The sequence below is a fragment of the Clostridium sp. DJ247 genome (assembly GCF_014231265.1).
Genome location: NZ_JABAIW010000022.1, coordinates 1 through 17,576 on the forward strand (window position 1 = coordinate 1; position 17,576 = coordinate 17,576).

Below are 17,576 nucleotides of genomic sequence, written 5' to 3' on the forward strand. Positions count from 1 at the left end.
GCTCTCTGCTTAAAACACGAACTTTAGACTGATTAAAAGTTTTTAACGTGCCGAAGTTTGGCAGCATATTCGGTCGTGTAAGTTAAATTTCGGGCATGATTATCTATATAAAACTACATTAAAAAGTTTGGCATTATCCTTATAATTATAAGTTTGCTGAGGGTGATATTTCCTCTGCAACACTTTTATCAGTTATAACCTTTTTTACTGTTTTCTTTTCTTCATTCTCATGTAATAATTCCCATATTTTATGACTTATCCAGTTAAAATTAGTAGTTGTTCTAATATCACCAAGCTTCCTTGGTCTAGGCAAGTTCACCTCCACAATTTCCTTAATTCTACCTGGGTTTGCTGACATAACAGCTATTCTATCTCCAAGAAATACTGCTTCCTCTATACTATGAGTTATAAAAACTATAGTTTTGTTAGTCTTTTCCCAGATTCGAAGAAGCTCATCCTGAAGTGTTTCTCTTGTTTGTGCATCAACAGCTGCAAAAGGTTCATCCATTAAAAGAACTTCCGGGTCATAAGCCAAAGCTCTAGCTATAGCAACCCTTTGCCTCATACCGCCAGATAGTTCATAAGAATATCTATCTTCAAATCCTTTAAGACCTACTAACTCAATAAACTTTTGGCTTATTTCTCTTCGCTCTTTTTTAGGAATTTTTTTTATTTCCAATCCATATTCAATATTTTGACGAACAGTTCTCCAAGGAAACAATGCATAACCTTGCATAACTATGCCACGATCTAATGCCGGGCCTTTAATTACTTTTCCGTCCATGTATATTTCACCAGAGTCTGCACGTCCTAACCCTGCAAGAATATCAAGAAATGTGGATTTCCCGCATCCACTTGGACCAACTATCGTTAAAAATTCACCAGCATGTATTTCAAGATTAAAATCTTTAAGTGCTATAAACTCTTCTGCTTTGTTGTTGCCTTTACGTTTTACATGATAAGAACGATTAATATTTTTAGCCACAATTTTTACCTGTGCCTCATCCTTATCCAATATGATATTTTCTTTTTTAACTGTATTTTTTCTACTCATATTAACCCCTCCTTAACTTAAACTGCAATATCCTCTTTCCAAGTAATGACTCTACGCTCTATAAAATTTATAATTTTAGTTAAAGCTATTCCAAGTACAGCAATAGTGAAGGCCGCTGCAAACAATCTAGATATCTGGTAATTATTCTGTGCATTTAAAACTAACCATCCTAGACCTGCACTTGCACCTATCATTTCAGCTGCTACAAGCATCAAAAATGAACTACCTACACTAGATCTAATTCCACTAAATATCATACTAGCTGACCCAGGCAGTACAACCTTCCAGAAAAGAAAGAGCTTAGGAGTAGACATAGCCCTAGCTGCTTTTACCAATAATGGGTCAATGCTTTTAACACCATTTATTGTACTAAAAAGTATAGGCCATACAGAAACCCAGAAAATAATAGCTACTTTTGCAACTTCTCCTATTCCAAAGAACAGAATAAAGATTGGAAGAAGTGAAAAAGGATTTACCTGTGCAAGTACCTGAAGAAGTGGGTCAATAAGTTCTTCTAAAACTTTAAACCATCCTCCAAGTAAAAAACCAAGAGGAATACCAATTACTGCAGCAAGAGCAAAGCCTTCCATAGCTCTTGATAAGCTTGCTTTTACATGAGTAAATAATTCACCCGTTGATGCTAGCTTTACCAATGTAGTCAAGATATCTGATATTGATGGTATGAATTGACTATTTATTATACCAGCACTAGGGAGTATCTGCCACAGTGCGAAAAAAATTATTAATGCTATAGATTTTCTAAAACCTACGTTTATCTTTCCTGCTAAAGTTAATTCTTGTTTTCTTGCCATATATATGTCCTCCTTTTTTATGATTAAAAGTATAATTTTTGCAATAAACAAATTATATTCGGTGGAGCATTTAAAAACTCCACCATATAAACAATTCAAGCTTATTAATTATCTTTATTTCTCATTTTTGTCCTCAAAATCATGAGTTACAAGATTAGAAGCAGTAATTTTATCTTTAGGTATTACATTATTCTTCTCTAAATCTTCAATCCATGGTTTTACTAAACTTTCATCAATTTTAGTGCTGGTAGCATAGTAATGGTAGCCAGTTACAGGTTGATGTATAGCTTCTTCTGTTAACTTAGCAGCTTCTATATAATTGGCATTTGCCCATGTTCCTGCTTTTGCCATAGCTCTTGTAAATCTTTTAACAACATCAGGATTTTTCTTTGCAAAATCTTCACTTACAACGTAGAATGATAATCCTGCAGATGCACCAAGATTAGCTTCAGATGTATCTACAATTTTCACTGCACCTGAATCTTGCATTGCTTTATAGTATGGAGGATGAACCCCTGCCACATCTACTAACCCTTGACTTAAAGCCTGTACTGCCTGAACATCTGGCATACTAACCCATTCAACTCTATCTCTTGGAATACCATATTTGTCTAATATTTTGTTAGCAAGGAAGTCTGCACAAATATTGTTAGTAATTGTAGAAAATTTAAGCTTTTGACCTTTTTTATAGTTTTTTAAATCTTCAACAGATTTGATACCACTCTTAGGATTTACAAACCACCACATATGACGGAATTTAGGATCAATTTCTGGGCCAGGTTCTATTCCAGCTGGCGAAATACCTACTAATGGAGCACCTGAAGCTTTAGCAACTGCAAATGTATTAGGATGCCAACCTCCAAAATCATTGTTACCATTTAGAATAGATGGAATCTGCTGTGTAGCTTGAGTTTCACCAGTATAAACTATTTTTAACCCTTCTTCCTTAAAGAATCCTTTCTTATCAGCAACAATCCACGGAGTTGAAGAACAATCTACTCTAGTCCATGTTTTAATGGGAATCAATCCATCTGCGTCAGCTTTTAAAGCATTTGCTGATCCACCACTTGTTGCTGCAGTATTTTTGCCGCAGCCAGTCATACCTAAAGTTGCAGCTATTGTAATTGCACTAATTAATAAAAATAATTTTTTCTGTTTTCTGTTTTTTAACATGTACAATACTCCCCCTTATATAATATAATTTTTAGTTTTAATAAAATAATGATTTATGCATTTCAAATATTTGAATTACTATTTCACTAACACTTGAGTTAATATTTCTCTCCTTTCTCTTTAATATTTCTGCTTATTTTTCACAACCCTCACTTTCTATATGATTCCAAACTAAAACTTTAACTAACACTTATTAAAAAACATCTAAATGTTATCTTTTAACTGGAAACATATGTATTTCAATAAGTAAAGTTGTTAATTTAGAAACCCATACAAATAAAATTTTGTATAAAAAAGCTAAGTTCCCAAATTTAAAAAGAAACTTAGCCTCCAGTATATCTGGTCAACTTAGCATGATTTTTGATTATTCCAATATATTTTAAAAATATAATTATATAAGTATAGAAACTTATACTTTAAATTTTTTCAAACTCAGTGAATTTAATAAAACAGATATTGAACTTAAGGACATTGTTACAGCTCCAACAACAGGATTTAAATATCCTAAAACAGCAATAGGTATTCCTATTAAATTATAAATAAAAGCCCAAAATAAGTTTTGTTTAATCTTTCTCAATGTTTTTTGAGATAACTTTATTGCAGATACTAATGATGTTAAATCATCCCTTAATATAACAATATCTGCAGTTTCAATTGCAACATCTGTACCTGTGCTCATAGCAAATCCTACATCAGCAGTGGCAAGGGCTGGCGCATCATTTATACCATCACCTACCATAGCTACAATTTTTCCTTCTTTTTTTAACTTAGAGATTTCTTGTGCTTTATTTTCTGGTTGTACCTCAGCTATAACATTTTTTATTCCAACTGCTTTTGCTACTGACAAAGCAGTTTTCTCATTGTCACCAGTTAGCATGTAAACCTCTATTCCCATATTTTCTAATGCACTAATAACTTCTTTAGAATTTTTTTTAATGGTATCAGATAGTGCAATGACTCCAACTAATGAACTATTAACAGCCACTAAAATCACTGTTTTACTATTTTCCTGAAGAGAATTCAATGTTTCAATTGACTTTGTTACATCAATTGAATTTTGCTCTAAAAATTTTTTTGTTCCAATTAACACTGTTTTATCTTCAATAACCGCATGTACTCCGTTACCAGGAATTGCTTCAAATTTATCTGGATCTCCAATATCTGAACCAAACTTTTCTTTTCCTAATTCATATATTGCTGCTCCCAATGGATGTTCTGAATTTTTCTCAGCTATAGCAGAAAGAATCAGCAGACTATCCTCATCATACAGGCTTTTTTCCTCATCAAATATAATAATATCTGTAACTTTATGTTTTCCAGTTGTTATAGTACCTGTCTTATCTAGAATCATTGCATTTATCTTACATGCTCTTTCTAGTTCCTCTCCATTCTTAATTAATATTCCGTTTTGTGCACCCTTTCCCATACCAACCATTATTGCAGCTGGTGTCGCAAGCCCTAAGGCACAAGGACAAGAGACTACAAGCACTGAAACAGCATAAATAATAGGTTTATCTATAATAAAAATCTGGTGATTATAGATAAAGAAAAACCATATTATGAATGTAGCTGCAGCTACCAATAAAACAATAGGAATAAATACCCCAGATACTTTATCTGCTATTTTTTGTATAGGAGCCTTACCTTCTTGGGCTCTTTCAATCATTTTGATTATACTTGCAAACATAGTATCATTTTCTACCTTAGTAGCCTTAAACTTAAATGCTCCAAATTTATTAAGTGAAGCCCCTGTGACAAAGTCTTTCTCTTTCTTTTCTATTGGTATGCTTTCTCCTGTAATCATGGATTCATCAATAGTTGAAAAACCTTCTATAATTACTCCATCAACAGGTATTCTCTCTCCTGGTTTTACAATAACAATATCACCAACTAACACTTCATCAATAGGAATATCTTTTTCTACACCGTCTCTTAAAACTTTTGCAGTTTTGGGTCTAAGCTGCATTAAGCTTTGTATAGCTCTCGAAGTTTTCCCTCTGGCAATAGATTCTAAATATTTACCTAATAATACAAGAGTAATAATAGTAGCAGAAGCTTCAAAATAAATATTTTTCATTCCAAATATATAGCTATAAGGTTCCACCAAGGAAACATATACACTATAGAAGTAAGCAGCAGTAGTTCCTATAACTACTAATAAATCCATAGTAGCACTTTTGGCCTTTAGAGCATAAAAAGAACTTTTGTAAAATTTAAAACCAATTATAAACTGAACTGGGGTAGCTAGTGCCATCTGTAGTCTCCAATCATGAAGTCCACTAGCTTTATATCTTAAGTATTGAATAAAGTTACCCCATTGAGTTTCTGTGTTTGGATCATAAGTATCATGACAAAATCCCAAACCACCCAAAACCATTGCTAAAATTAAAGGAAAAGTTAAAATAATAGCTACTATAAGAGTATTTCTTAATTTATTTCTTTGAATTTCACTTATTGTTAAAGCTTTTTTTACATTTTTTAATTTACTTTCATCAGTATAAAAACCCAATGACTCAATCTTTTTCTTTAAATCATCTAATTTTATTTTTTCGTTATCATATTCTAAGTTTGCTTTTTCCGTTGCAAAATTCACAGTGACTCCACTAACACCCTCAACTTTTTCCAATGTTGATTCAATTGTGAGAGAACATAGTGTACATGTCATACCATACACTTTAAGTGAAATACTTTCAGTCATTATTTCACACCCTTTTTAAAGTTAAATATCTGCTAAACTCTACCTACAACCTCTGGAACTTACCAAAGGTCGTAGATAAAGCCACCTGCAGGTATAATACTATTTTGTAATTTTAACAAATGTTAACTTTGCTTAATATAGTGAAATGGTTCTTTTTCAAACCATTCTTTTTTATAAGGCAGTTTTGTATTTTCTGCAATATTTTTATTGAACATAGTATTCTTAAATAATCTATTCAATCTTCTTGCGATTTCAAAGGAACCTGAATATCCTAAATAGTTGTAGGTTGGTCCAAATAAAGGTAATACAGGAATACCCTGTTTAGCTACCATACTATTACCACCCGAATGTCCTATAATTACGTCAGGTTTGTCTCTTTCTATAAGGTTAGCTAGTTCAAAAGGCTGACCTGTAGCAGCATTGAATGTAGTTCTCTCTTTATCTGGCAATACCTCTAATAATGGATCTGCGAACTCATCATAATGGAATCCTTTCATACCAAGAACTTTTATGCCAAGATCTATAAGTAGTTCTGCAGTAGATAATATTCTTATTTCTCCCCCAGCAAGATATGCTGTCTTACCCTTTAATGTCTGTCTATAAGGTTCTAAGGCTTCATTTAACTCTCTATTTTCTTTTTCAATTAATTTTTCTGCTTCTTTTTCAAGCCCAAAGTAAGCAGCAATATCCTTAATCCAAATATCAGTATTTTTTCTACCTATAGGAATTGTCTTTAATACAAATGGAATACCATAAATTTCTTCTATATGTTTTATAAAGTAATCATCATGCGTAGCACAAATACTTACATTTAATGCTGCTTCTGATACATGTTTAAAGGTTTCTGGTTCAGCATAACATGGTAAAAATCTCACCTTAAGTCCTAGTGCGTTTAGCAGCCTCTCAAGCTCAACTTCATCAGGTCTGCTCATTGAAGAAACATTTAGAACATTAACTGTACGACTTAATCTATATTTTTCCTTTAGCTGCTCCAATTCATCTTCATATACTCTTTCTTCTCTTTCTGGGTCCTTTACAAGTTTCTTTAATATACCATGATAAACAGAATCATATGCTGTGGCCATAATTTTAGTTCTAAAACCCTCACAATGAACAGGTACTAAGGTAGCTGATACTTCATTTTGAAGCTGTAATAAAACAGACTCCACATCATCACCTATTAATGCAGGTACACATGCATTAGCTACTATAATTGCATCTGGTCTAAATTCTTTATCTGCATATAACACTGTTTCTCTCAGCTTATTTTCTCCACCATTTATAACATCATGTTCGTCTAAATTAGTATTTAACCATATTAATCCATTGGCATTAGGATCCCTAAGCTGCTTAAAGGTTTTGCTTGTGCCTAGAGTTCCTATACTAGAAGCACCGCAACCTATTGGTCCATGCATTATAATAACTGAATTACGAAGAGTATTAATAATTGCAAGACTTAAGGTAAATTGACAGCCTTGAGTTTGTCCAAAACTTCTTTCATATCCATTGAGACATCCTTTTTTGGCACAATCTTGTAGGAAACTGCAGCTACCTCCAAAAGCATTAATGGCTTTTAATCTATCTTCACGAACGGGTGCTTTTTCATTATTTATATAATTCATATTTTCCCTCCTATATTTCTTATACTTTACTAAAAGATGTTAATCTTTTAGCCCCCTATCTACCACTTACGTGTATACTTATTAAATCTTCCACTAAGTTTAATCCACCATAAAAACCAGCATAAGCCCTGCTTAGTACAGATCTGTTAGTTACAGGGAAAGAAACCGTTAGAAGTGGATAACCAAATTCTTGTGCAACATCTCTCTCAAAAGCACTTCCTATTATTACTGCTGCCCCTAAAGAGTCATAATATTTACTACCATTATTTTGAGGCCATATATCTTTTAAATATTTTCTTACTGCTGAAGTATCTGTATCAAAGAAAACTTTAGGTTTAAGCCCTGATGCATAATTTTCAAATCTTGATAACAATATCTGTTCTTGAGATTCAGTTAAAAAATCTGTAATAACAGCAAGTGAAGGCAACCAACCTAATTCATCTGATATAAATTTGCTTACTGCTGGTACATAATTTGAATCACCGACTACAATTCCATAACGTTGAAAATCAATGTCATTAAATATATCAGATATTCTTTCAAAATAGTCGTAGTATATTTCTTTTTCCTTTTTTATAACATTCTCTATAGTTTCTTCTTTAACATCTAATGCCTTTCCTACAATACGTAAAAACTCTGCAGTTTGTCTTGCCCCTATTGGTATTGAAGTGGAAATAAAAGGTGTCTTATGTATTTCTTCAAAAACCTTAGCAGGCTTAATTCCATAAATATCTGAAACTATTATATTTAGTCTTGCATCACCCGCATTTTTAAGATCTTCTAAAGTTTCCTCTTCTCCAAAGAAAGTATTAGCTTTAAACCCAAGCTTACTTAAAAGTCTTTTTAATTCTCTCAAATTACCTTTATAAAAAGCATCTTGACCTGGTACTAAACCAAATATATTTACTACATCTTGTTTCTTTTCCTCTTTTTTTATAACAAATTCTTTAAACAATGCTTCTAGAAGCAAATCATAGCCTGTATAAGAGTTACCTTTGAATCCACCTGTTTCTACATTTAAAACAGGCTTTTCACTATTAGCAAATTCACCAGTAACACTTTTAGTATCATCACCTATCATTTCCACCATACAACCTGTTACTACCACATATAAATCACCATCCATTATTTCAAGGGTAGTTTGTATTTGCTCCTTTAATCTTTTCTCACCACCAAATACTATATGTTTTTCTATAACATTAGAACTTGGTAATGACATACCTGAAGCGTATCCGCTTCCAAAATGACCTGCTCCTGGGCTTATTGCATTTGAAAGATTACTACCACAACCTGGTGCTGCATGAATTATAGGAATAGTTCGATGTAATGCACGAATTGTACCTAAAGCCCCTCCTAAAGCACATGTATACCTGGGTCTATCAACAAATTTGCTCATGTTATCCCCCTACCTAATTAATAAAATTCTTAATATAAACAAAATAGACTTAGAATATCTCACTGAGTTAACATTGAGAAATCTAAGTCTCCAGTATTTCTGGTCAACTATAAATTCGTTTCCTTTACATCTTTTGACACAAAAACTACATTAGCATTCGCTCTTAACAATTCTACTGCTTTTTCTATACCTTTATTGATTGGCTCATACATTTGAAATATTTGTATCCCTTTTTCTACTAATTTTTTTGTAGGTTCAAAACCTACTCTAAAGGTTAATACAGCATCACATTCCTTTATCTTTTCTATAATTCTTAGAATTTTATCCTCATGCTCATCACATTCTTCTACTCCATTACAATATTTATCTATAGATCTTTTTTCTACAAATTTGATTTCACCATTTATATAATCATAAATGTAAAATTCCGATGCATGACCAAAATGTTGATCTATATTTATACCTGATTTACTTGATATAGCAAACCTATATGCTTTTTTATCATCCTTAATACTCTCTTCTTTATTATTTTCAATTCTCTCTATATCTTTTTCTTTTAATTTATTTATACTTCCGCACCCTTTACTTCCACAACCATTACTTTCGCAACCTTTATCCCTAAAGTCTGCAGAAATATCCTGTGACAAAATACCTATAGCATCAGCTCTACACTGTTTACAGTGATACATTTGTCTTAGATCTAGTTGGCATTTTTTTCTCATTTCATTTAATTCAGCATTACTAACACTAGATAGATTTGCAAATACACTACCTTCTACAGGTATCATTCTCATTATATTAGTAACATAAGCTCCACATTCCTTAACCTTTTTAACTATGTCTGGAATATGCTGGTCATTAATACCTTTAATCATTACAATATTAACTTTACAAATAACTCCCTTAGAAGTTAAATATTTAAGTCCAGATAATTGATTATTTAAAAGTGTAGCTCCTGCTTCTTCTCCTGTAAGGTTATTTCCCAAGTAGTTAATCCATTTATAAATTTTGCCACCTATTTTAGAATCAACTGCATTTATAGTTATTGTTACATGGGAAACTCCTAACTCCACTAGTTCCTTAGCATAAAAAGGTAACATTAATCCATTAGTAGATAAACAGAAGGTTGTTTCTTGAGATTCTTCTCTAATTAGCTCAATAGATTTTTTAACTTCATCAAAATTAGCTAAAGGATCTCCCGGCCCCGCTATGCCAAGAACTGTTAAATTATTTATTTTGCTCTTTACTAATTTAAATTTTTCAAGTGCTTCCTCTGGTGTTAAAACCTCACTTGTTACACCAGGTCTACTTTCATTTACACAATCATATTTTCTACTACAAAAATTGCAGCTAACATTACATTTTGGTGCTACTGGTATATGCATTCTAGCATATTGATGAGCTCCTTGGTTATAGCAAGGGTGTGAGGCTGTTTTTTCTTGAATATTTTTTAGTTCATATTGATTTACTGACATTATATTCATCTCCTATACCTACTTCATATAATTATTCTTTAAATTAATGACCTTATATCATAATTATGAAAGCTATTAAATTAGTTATCTTTTTAGATAAAATAAAAAAGACCAAAGCTATCCACTGTAAAACAGTTTACTAGTCTTCAGTCTTTCTGATCAACTAATGTAAAATCATAAAATATAATATTGCAACTAACAAGTTATTTTTAAAAATCTTTATTACCAAATGGCTTTCATATCTACAGTTAAGGATTTTTCATAAAAATAAAAAGCTATCTTTCTCTAAATAAGAAAAATAGCTTTCATTAACAAAATTTATTCCATAAAACTACTATTTTTCTTATCTACCAGATTAGTAAAAACTATTCTGCAGGAATTGACACCGCTACACCTAATAATAGGTACCGGTTGTCGGGCTTCATAGGGCCAGTCCCTCCACCGCTCTTGATAAGAACAATCATATTTAATTTTTATAAAAAACTAAAACGCTTAATAAGATATAGTAAATATATACTTTATATAAATAATACTAAATATGTTATTCCATGTCAATACCCAAAATATTTAAATAAGTTTTTTATTAACTATTGTGCCTTCCATAAATAACTTCTTTTTTTTATAATGTTGCATAAGAAGATATCTCCTGTGCTACATTCTTTGAATTTTGTACGGTTTTTTTAGTTTCTTTGGAATCATCTTGAAGCAACTCCCATATTTTATGTCTCAACAAACTGAAATCTGTAGATGATCTTAAATCTCCGTTATCTCTAGGTCTTGGCAAATTAATATCAATAATTTCTTTAACAGTACCTGGATTCCTTGTCATTACAGCTACTCTATCCGATAAAAAAACTGCTTCTTCAATACTATGGGTAACAAATATTATAGTTTTATTTGTCTTCTCCCATATTCTAAGCAATTCTACATGCAGAGACTCCCTTGTCTGAGCATCAACAGCAGCAAAAGGTTCATCCATAAGCAGTACTTCAGGATCATAAGCTAAAGCCCTAGCAATAGCTATTCTTTGCCTCATGCCACCAGACAGTTCATGAGGATATCTTGACTCAAAGCCTTTTAAACCTACCAATTCAATATATTTTTTGCTTATTTCTGCTCTATCTTTTTTTTATCCTTTTTATTTCTAATCCAAATTCAACATTTTTCTGGACCGTTCTCCAAGGAAAAAGAGCATAACCTTGCATTACTATACCACGGTCTAGTGCAGGACCTTTTACAAGCTTCCCATCAATATAAATTTCACCGGTATTTTTTGTAACCAAGCCAGAGGCTATATCTAAAAAAGTTGATTTTCCACATCCGCTTGGACCAACAATTGAAATAAATTCCCCATTTCTCACATTAAGATTAAAATCTTTAACAGCTACAAATTCTTCCTTTTTTGCTAATTTAGAGTTTTTTAAGTTATATACAAGCCCTACATTTTTTGCAACAATTTTATCTTTTACACCTTTATTTTCTTTAGAAGTCAAACCCACATCTAATATACTTTCATAACTCATAAATATGATATCCTCCTTTTTTTAAATTTGAAGTTCTTATTTCTGAGCAAATAGTTCTGTACTTAAATATCTTTCACCAGTGTCTGGAAGTATAACTACAATTTTTTTATCTTTATTTTCTGTTCTTTTAGCTATTTGCAGCGCCGCAAAAGCAGCAGCACCAGAAGAAATTCCCACTAAAATCCCTTCTTCACTAGCAAGTCTTCTAGCTGCTTCAAAAGCTTCTTCATTTTTTACTTTAAAAATCTCATCTATTATTTCTATATTTAGTACATCTGGTATAAAACCTGCTCCTATTCCTTGGATTTTATGCGGTGCTGGATTTCCTCCTGACAACACAGGCGAATCAAAAGGTTCCACTGCAACAACTTTAACATCACCTTTTTTCTGTTTGATTGCTTCCCCAATACCTGTAATTGTTCCTCCAGTACCAACACCACTAACTAATATATCTATATTTCCATCTGTATCCCTCCAAATTTCTTCTGCAGTAGTAGCTCTGTGTATTTCGGGATTAGCAGGGTTTTTAAATTGCTGTGGTATAAATGAATTTTCTATTTTTGTTGCTAGCTCTTCTGCTTTACGTATAGCTCCTCTCATTCCTTCTGCGCCTGGAGTTAAAACCAATTCAGCATTGTAGGATTTTAACAAATTACGTCTTTCTAAACTCATTGTATCAGGCATAGTAAGGATGAGCTTATAACCTTTAGCTGCTGCAACAAAAGCTAAGGCTATACCAGTATTCCCACTAGTTGGCTCAATAATCACTGTATCTTTATTTATCAACCCTTTGTCTTCTGCATCCTTAAGCATTACATATCCAATTCTATCCTTAACACTACCTGCTGGGTTAAAATATTCCAGTTTAGCTATTACATCTCCCTCAGCTGCAGAAGCAAATTTATTTAATTTTACTAAAGGTGTATTTCCTATTAATTCAGTTATATTATTTAATATTTTAGACATAATCTTTCCCTCCTAAAATTTTCTTTTGACTATAGCAACCTATTGGAAATCCTCTAAAACTACGGAATATATATCTTCTGTTAAACGTAGAGCTCCCTCATAGCCAACATAAGAGCGACTTAATACCATTCTATCACTTATTGGGGTTGATACAGAAAGCTGATATGCTTTAAGCTCTCTACCCATAGCTCTATCCCAAGCACTTCCAATAATTAAAGGTCTACTTCTAAATTTCATACTCTTTAATCTTTCACGAATATCTCCTCCATCATTTGTAAATATTACTTCTGCAGTTATGTTATCTACAAACTTTTTAAATTCTTCTGATATATTCTGACGATATTCTTCTGATGCGTTATCTGTAATAAACTGTGTTTCTGGCAACAATCCTAAATCATTTATTAAAAATCTTGAAATCCCTAGAGAATAAATGCTGTCTGCTATGGTTGTAAACCGTATTGGCATTAAACGAGTTTCTAACAATACATCTGATGCTCTTTCTATATAATAATAATACCTGTTTTCCTGTTTTTTAATTACTTCGTCTACAACAGTTTCTTTTATACCTGCAAACTCTGCAACAGTTTTTAAAAACTTAGAAGTTTCCGTAGGACCTATAGGAAGAACTGGATAATGCAGATAGGGAGTGCCAAACTTTTCTTTTAAATGAATAACATTTTTAAGCCCAACCCAAGGTGATATAAGTAAATTAAATTCAGCTTTTGGCACTTTGTTTAATTCTTCTATTCCACCTTCAGGTCCAAATATAATATTAGGTTTTAGACCTATAGAAGAAATTAATTCCTTTATTTTTTCTATATCACCAGCCCAAAAAGTATTTTGATATGGTACCACAGACCAGATGTTCACTAGACCCTTTTCTATGCCTTGTTGTGGCTTTAAATATTGATCAATAATAGCATCTAAAACTAATTCATGCCCCTCTAAGTTACTACCCTTAAATCCACCTGTTTCAACATAAACCACAGGATTACCTTGTTTTTGAAAATTTCTCACCACTTCACCTACATCATCTCCAACGATATCTGATGTACATCCTGTTAAAACTACGAACAAATCTCCATCCATTACTTGTAAAGTGTTTGAAATGACTTTACGTAATTGTTCTGTTCCTCCAAATACAACCTCTTTTTCTGAAAAATTAGTACATGGTATTGAATGTCCACCAGCATAACCTGAACCCTGGCATCCATTTTGCAATCCTAAAGTAGTCCATAATTTTGCTCCACACCCTGGTCCTGCATGCAATATAGGTATTGCTCTATTAATAGCTAACACTGATTCATAAGCTCCAAGAGTACATACGTGTCTCGCTTGTTCAACTACGTTTGCCATTATCTCGCCTCGCTTTCTAAAAACTCAAATGCATCTTGCTCAAGCCACCATTTTGTATATGGAAGTTTTATTCTTTTAGAAAGATTACGAGCAAGACTTCTGTTGCTTAGTGCATCAATGATTCTATACCCAAAGTCTATAGTACCCTGATATCCAAAAGCACTATATTCGTCCATTACCATAATTGTAGGAATACCCATTTTAGTTGGCCAAACAGATGAACCTGGATGTCTTCCTATATATAAGTCAGGTTTTAACTTGTTTAATAAATTTAATACTTCATGGTTTTGTTGATCACTAACACTTATAGGTATATCTCTTTCTTTTTTTGATAACTCTAATGTGGCCTCTGGACAACTACCGTGATCATATTTCGAATCATAATGCCATGATATACCCCATATAACCTCAAGCCCAAATTCTTCCAAAAGCCTAATGTAGTTATGAGAGAAACTAGGGCCCATCCCTACTACTACTTTTTTTCCTTTAAGTTTTTCTCGTATTTCTGATAACTCGGGAGCTATACGTTCCTTTTCTTCTTTTATATATTCTTCAACTTCTTTTTCTTTTCCAACAACCTCTCCTAATGTTCTAAGCCAGCTGTCCATACCAGCAATTCCATGAGGCTGCAAAGATTTCACATAAGGAACTCCATATTTTTGTTCTAATCCATTACCGAAGTAACCTCCTAAAGTACTACATATGCTTATAGTAGCTGCGGCTTCAGACATCCTTGATATTTCCTCAATTGTACTAAATGGTATTCCAAACTGTGGTACAAGACCCAAGCAAGCAAAAATTTCAGTTATAGTATCTCTAGCACTTCCATTAAAATTAATCATATTTACTAATTCTGGACGTTTTTTTTCAGGTGCCTTTACTATACGTGTTAACACAGCATGAAATGCTGCATCAAAACCTGAAGCCCAAATTTGAGATCTAAATCCTTCACAGAAAACTGGTACTACTGGAATACCTATCTCTTTTTCTACCTCTTGTAAGATACTCTCAACATCATCACCAATAATACCTGAGGCGCAGGAGGTAGTTACAAATATAGCCTTAGGATTAAATCTCTTATAAGCTTCTCTTACTCCTTCCTTAAGCTTTTCAGATCCACCAAAAACAGTGCTACCTTCTGTCATATTAGTGTTAACAACCTTAACATTATCATGTTCCCAATTTCTAATATTTTCTCCCCATTGATAATTAGTATTTTCTCCTATAACATCAGCAGCACATCCAATGGGAGCATGATTTACAATAGCTGCATCTACTATGCGGGATAAATATCCTTGTGCACAACCCGAACTACAATTGGTGGTCTGACTAAAGCATCTCTTCCCATTTTTTAAACAACCTTCTTTAGATTGTTGTACTAAATCTTTTATAGTGCCTTTGTATCCAACAATTGATTTAAGTCTATTTTCTCTAATAGGTGCTTCCGCACGCTGCAAATTAATTGTCATTCTTTTTCCCCCTATTTTTATATATTTTATAAAATAAAATTTATATTCAATAAATACTTACGTAGTTTTTTATTTAAGTTCTCCAGTATAATATGGATTTAAGTCATTAGTGAATAACTCCTCTGCTTTTACTTGACCTGGAACTTCAAAGTTAGCTAATTTATTTTTTTCTGCTAACTTAATCCAAAAATCAATTTGTTCTGGTTTAATCCATTTTTGATCAGGGTATACATTTCCAGCTACATCCTTTTCACTGGCACCCTTTTAGGTTACTTTACTCTCACGCTTCATAGCCAGTATTTCTACTACGCATTGTGATTGGCTACAAGACTTCTTGGTAATTACCTTCACTGGACTTTCACCAGTTAGCATGTTCCAGCTTTGCTGGATGCACAAATAATAAAAGCTAAACTCTCACATTATGAGAATTTAGCCTCTAGTTTTCTAGTCAACTTAATCCTTAAACATTATTCAATATAAAAAACCTTCTTATAGATAAGTTACAAGAAGGTTTTAATCTCTCCTAGTTCCTCATCTTCCAAGTATATACCTGCTGGAATTAGCACCTTTGAATAAATTCAGGTTGCTGGGCATCTTAGGGCCAGTCCCTACGCCTCTCTAGATAAGAAAATAGCTAATACTTCATTACAATTGGCTACTTAAATTAAACTACTAAGCACTAGCACTTATTGCCGTAGTATAAATTTTCTCTAACAGAGTAAGTGCACCACGGTACCCAACATATGAACGGGATAGAACAACTTCATATGATGCTGGGAAACTAACTTCAACTATGGAACCTTTCAACTCCTTAGCTAAATCTCGCTCCCAAGTAGTACCAAAGATAATTGGAGGTTTATGACCAAAATCTGCTTGACGAATTTTTTGGTGAATTCTATAGGTATCTTCCTCAAATTCAACATCCGTTGAAACATCTTCTGCAATATTTTTATACTGTTCACGTATTAATTCTTTATATTCCTCAGGTGGGTTTTCTGTAATAATCTGTTTTCCTGGAATTAAACCCAATTGGTTTACTAAAAATTTAGTTAACGCAAGGTTATAAGCACTATCACTGATAACCGCAAACTTTGCCGGTAGTCCCCACCAATATTCAGCATAGAAATCTGAAAAATCTTCTAAATAACGATAATAACTGGCTTCTTCTTTTTCAATAAAACTTTCTGCCTTTACAGAATCAAGTCCAGCAAATTCAACCACCTTACGTAGGAAGGAAGTAGTTTCCTTTGCTCCAATAGGAATTACAGGAACATGCAAAAATGGTTGACCGTATTTTTCTTCTAAATGTTTAGCAGTTTGTAATCCAAGCCAAGGAGAAAGCACTAAATTAAACTGTGCCTTAGGTATATTTTTCCACTCAGATACACCCTGTGATTCCTTTCCAAAAAGGATATTTACCTTTAAACCTATACCTTCTAGAATCCTTTTTATTTCAGTAAGGTCTCCTCTCCAAAAAGTGTTGTGATATGGCAGTAAGGACCATACATTCACTGAAGCTTGCTCTCGTGGTCCATGATACTCGCCAACATACTGATCTATAATAGCTCTAGTAACCAGTTCATGTCCTGTAAAGTTATTTCCTTTAAATCCACCTGTTTCAGCAAATACTATAGGAACTCCTTTTTCCTGAAATTTACTTACTACAGCTCCTACATCATCTCCCACAATATCTGCAATACAACCCGTAAGTACCACAAATAAATCTGCATCCAAAATCTTCAAAGAAGATTCAATTAATCCGCTTAGTCGTTTTTCTCCTCCAAATACAACTTCTTCCTCTGTAGCGTTAACACTAGGTACTACCGCTCCTCCTCCATATCCACCACCTTGATAACCGTTATAAAATCCAACGTTCATAAACTGTTTATCCGCACAACCTGGACCGCAGTGGGTAATTGGAATTACTCTTGGTATTGAAGAAGCACTATGCATAGCAGCAATAGCGCAAACATAACGAACCTGTTGAATTGAATTGGTCTTTTCTATATTAATTGCATTTGTTAACATAATT

Annotated in this window: 11 protein-coding genes, 2 pseudogenes and 2 riboswitches; all 13 genes and pseudogenes read right to left on the bottom strand. The window is 32.9% G+C overall.

Going from position 1 to position 17,576, the window contains the following annotated elements; all coding sequences use genetic code 11:
* Positions 1-145: 145 nt before the first annotated feature.
* Positions 146-1,054: an ABC transporter ATP-binding protein gene (locus tag HGI79_RS10415; protein ID WP_185650626.1), complete on the bottom strand. Its 909-nt coding sequence runs from the start codon at positions 1,052-1,054 to the stop codon at positions 146-148.
* Between the two features lie 17 nt (positions 1,055-1,071).
* Positions 1,072-1,866, bottom strand: a complete 795-nt coding sequence (locus HGI79_RS10420; RefSeq protein WP_185650627.1) for an ABC transporter permease — start codon at positions 1,864-1,866, stop codon at positions 1,072-1,074.
* Positions 1,867-1,980: 114 nt separating this feature from the next.
* On the bottom strand, positions 1,981-3,039 hold the full coding sequence (locus HGI79_RS10425; protein WP_185650628.1) for an ABC transporter substrate-binding protein: 1,059 nt from the start codon (positions 3,037-3,039) through the stop codon (positions 1,981-1,983).
* A 409-nt stretch (positions 3,040-3,448) separates the two neighbouring features.
* Positions 3,449-5,737, bottom strand: coding sequence for a cation-translocating P-type ATPase (locus tag HGI79_RS10430; RefSeq protein ID WP_185650629.1), 2,289 nt, complete (start codon positions 5,735-5,737; stop codon positions 3,449-3,451).
* A gap of 122 nt (positions 5,738-5,859) precedes the next feature.
* Positions 5,860-7,359, bottom strand: a complete 1,500-nt coding sequence (locus tag HGI79_RS10435) for a nitrogenase component 1 (protein ID WP_185650630.1) — start codon at positions 7,357-7,359, stop codon at positions 5,860-5,862.
* 55 nt (positions 7,360-7,414) lie between these two features.
* Positions 7,415-8,755 carry a nitrogenase component 1 gene (locus HGI79_RS10440; protein WP_185650631.1) on the bottom strand — a complete coding sequence of 447 codons (1,341 nt, stop codon included), beginning with the start codon at positions 8,753-8,755 and terminating at the stop codon, positions 7,415-7,417.
* Positions 8,756-8,862: 107 nt separating this feature from the next.
* On the bottom strand, positions 8,863-10,230 hold the full coding sequence (gene nifB / locus HGI79_RS10445) for a nitrogenase cofactor biosynthesis protein NifB (RefSeq protein WP_185650632.1): 1,368 nt from the start codon (positions 10,228-10,230) through the stop codon (positions 8,863-8,865).
* Positions 10,231-10,570: 340 nt separating this feature from the next.
* Positions 10,571-10,687: riboswitch (SAM riboswitch) on the bottom strand.
* Positions 10,688-10,849: 162 nt separating this feature from the next.
* Positions 10,850-11,753: pseudogene (locus HGI79_RS10450) on the bottom strand (ABC transporter ATP-binding protein).
* A 36-nt stretch (positions 11,754-11,789) separates the two neighbouring features.
* Positions 11,790-12,719 carry a cysteine synthase A gene (cysK, locus tag HGI79_RS10455; protein ID WP_185650633.1) on the bottom strand — a complete coding sequence of 310 codons (930 nt, stop codon included), beginning with the start codon at positions 12,717-12,719 and terminating at the stop codon, positions 11,790-11,792.
* A gap of 39 nt (positions 12,720-12,758) precedes the next feature.
* Positions 12,759-14,075 (bottom strand): nitrogenase component 1, encoded by a 1,317-nt coding sequence (locus HGI79_RS10460; protein ID WP_185650634.1) that lies wholly within the window; start codon positions 14,073-14,075, stop codon positions 12,759-12,761.
* On the bottom strand, positions 14,075-15,544 hold the full coding sequence (locus tag HGI79_RS10465; protein ID WP_185650635.1) for a nitrogenase component 1: 1,470 nt from the start codon (positions 15,542-15,544) through the stop codon (positions 14,075-14,077). Before HGI79_RS10465 ends, HGI79_RS10460 begins: the two co-directional genes overlap by 1 nt.
* A 69-nt stretch (positions 15,545-15,613) precedes the next feature.
* Positions 15,614-15,793: pseudogene (locus tag HGI79_RS22780) on the bottom strand (ABC transporter substrate-binding protein); the annotation flags it as partial.
* A gap of 279 nt (positions 15,794-16,072) precedes the next feature.
* Positions 16,073-16,173, bottom strand: a riboswitch (SAM riboswitch).
* Between the two features lie 43 nt (positions 16,174-16,216).
* Positions 16,217-17,572 (bottom strand): nitrogenase component 1, encoded by a 1,356-nt coding sequence (locus HGI79_RS10470; RefSeq protein ID WP_185650636.1) that lies wholly within the window; start codon positions 17,570-17,572, stop codon positions 16,217-16,219.
* Between the last annotated feature and the right edge of the window lie 4 nt (positions 17,573-17,576).

Coding starts and splice junctions, on each gene's coding strand:
- HGI79_RS10415 (WP_185650626.1), bottom strand. CDS start 1,054: ATGAGTAGAAAAAATACAGTTAAAAAAGAAAATATCATATTGGATAAG.
- HGI79_RS10420 (WP_185650627.1), bottom strand. CDS start 1,866: ATGGCAAGAAAACAAGAATTAACTTTAGCAGGAAAGATAAACGTAGGT.
- HGI79_RS10425 (WP_185650628.1), bottom strand. CDS start 3,039: ATGTTAAAAAACAGAAAACAGAAAAAATTATTTTTATTAATTAGTGCA.
- HGI79_RS10430 (WP_185650629.1), bottom strand. CDS start 5,737: ATGACTGAAAGTATTTCACTTAAAGTGTATGGTATGACATGTACACTA.
- HGI79_RS10435 (WP_185650630.1), bottom strand. CDS start 7,359: ATGAATTATATAAATAATGAAAAAGCACCCGTTCGTGAAGATAGATTA.
- HGI79_RS10440 (WP_185650631.1), bottom strand. CDS start 8,755: ATGAGCAAATTTGTTGATAGACCCAGGTATACATGTGCTTTAGGAGGG.
- nifB (WP_185650632.1), bottom strand. CDS start 10,230: ATGTCAGTAAATCAATATGAACTAAAAAATATTCAAGAAAAAACAGCC.
- cysK (WP_185650633.1), bottom strand. CDS start 12,719: ATGTCTAAAATATTAAATAATATAACTGAATTAATAGGAAATACACCT.
- HGI79_RS10460 (WP_185650634.1), bottom strand. CDS start 14,075: ATGGCAAACGTAGTTGAACAAGCGAGACACGTATGTACTCTTGGAGCT.
- HGI79_RS10465 (WP_185650635.1), bottom strand. CDS start 15,544: ATGACAATTAATTTGCAGCGTGCGGAAGCACCTATTAGAGAAAATAGA.
- HGI79_RS10470 (WP_185650636.1), bottom strand. CDS start 17,572: ATGTTAACAAATGCAATTAATATAGAAAAGACCAATTCAATTCAACAG.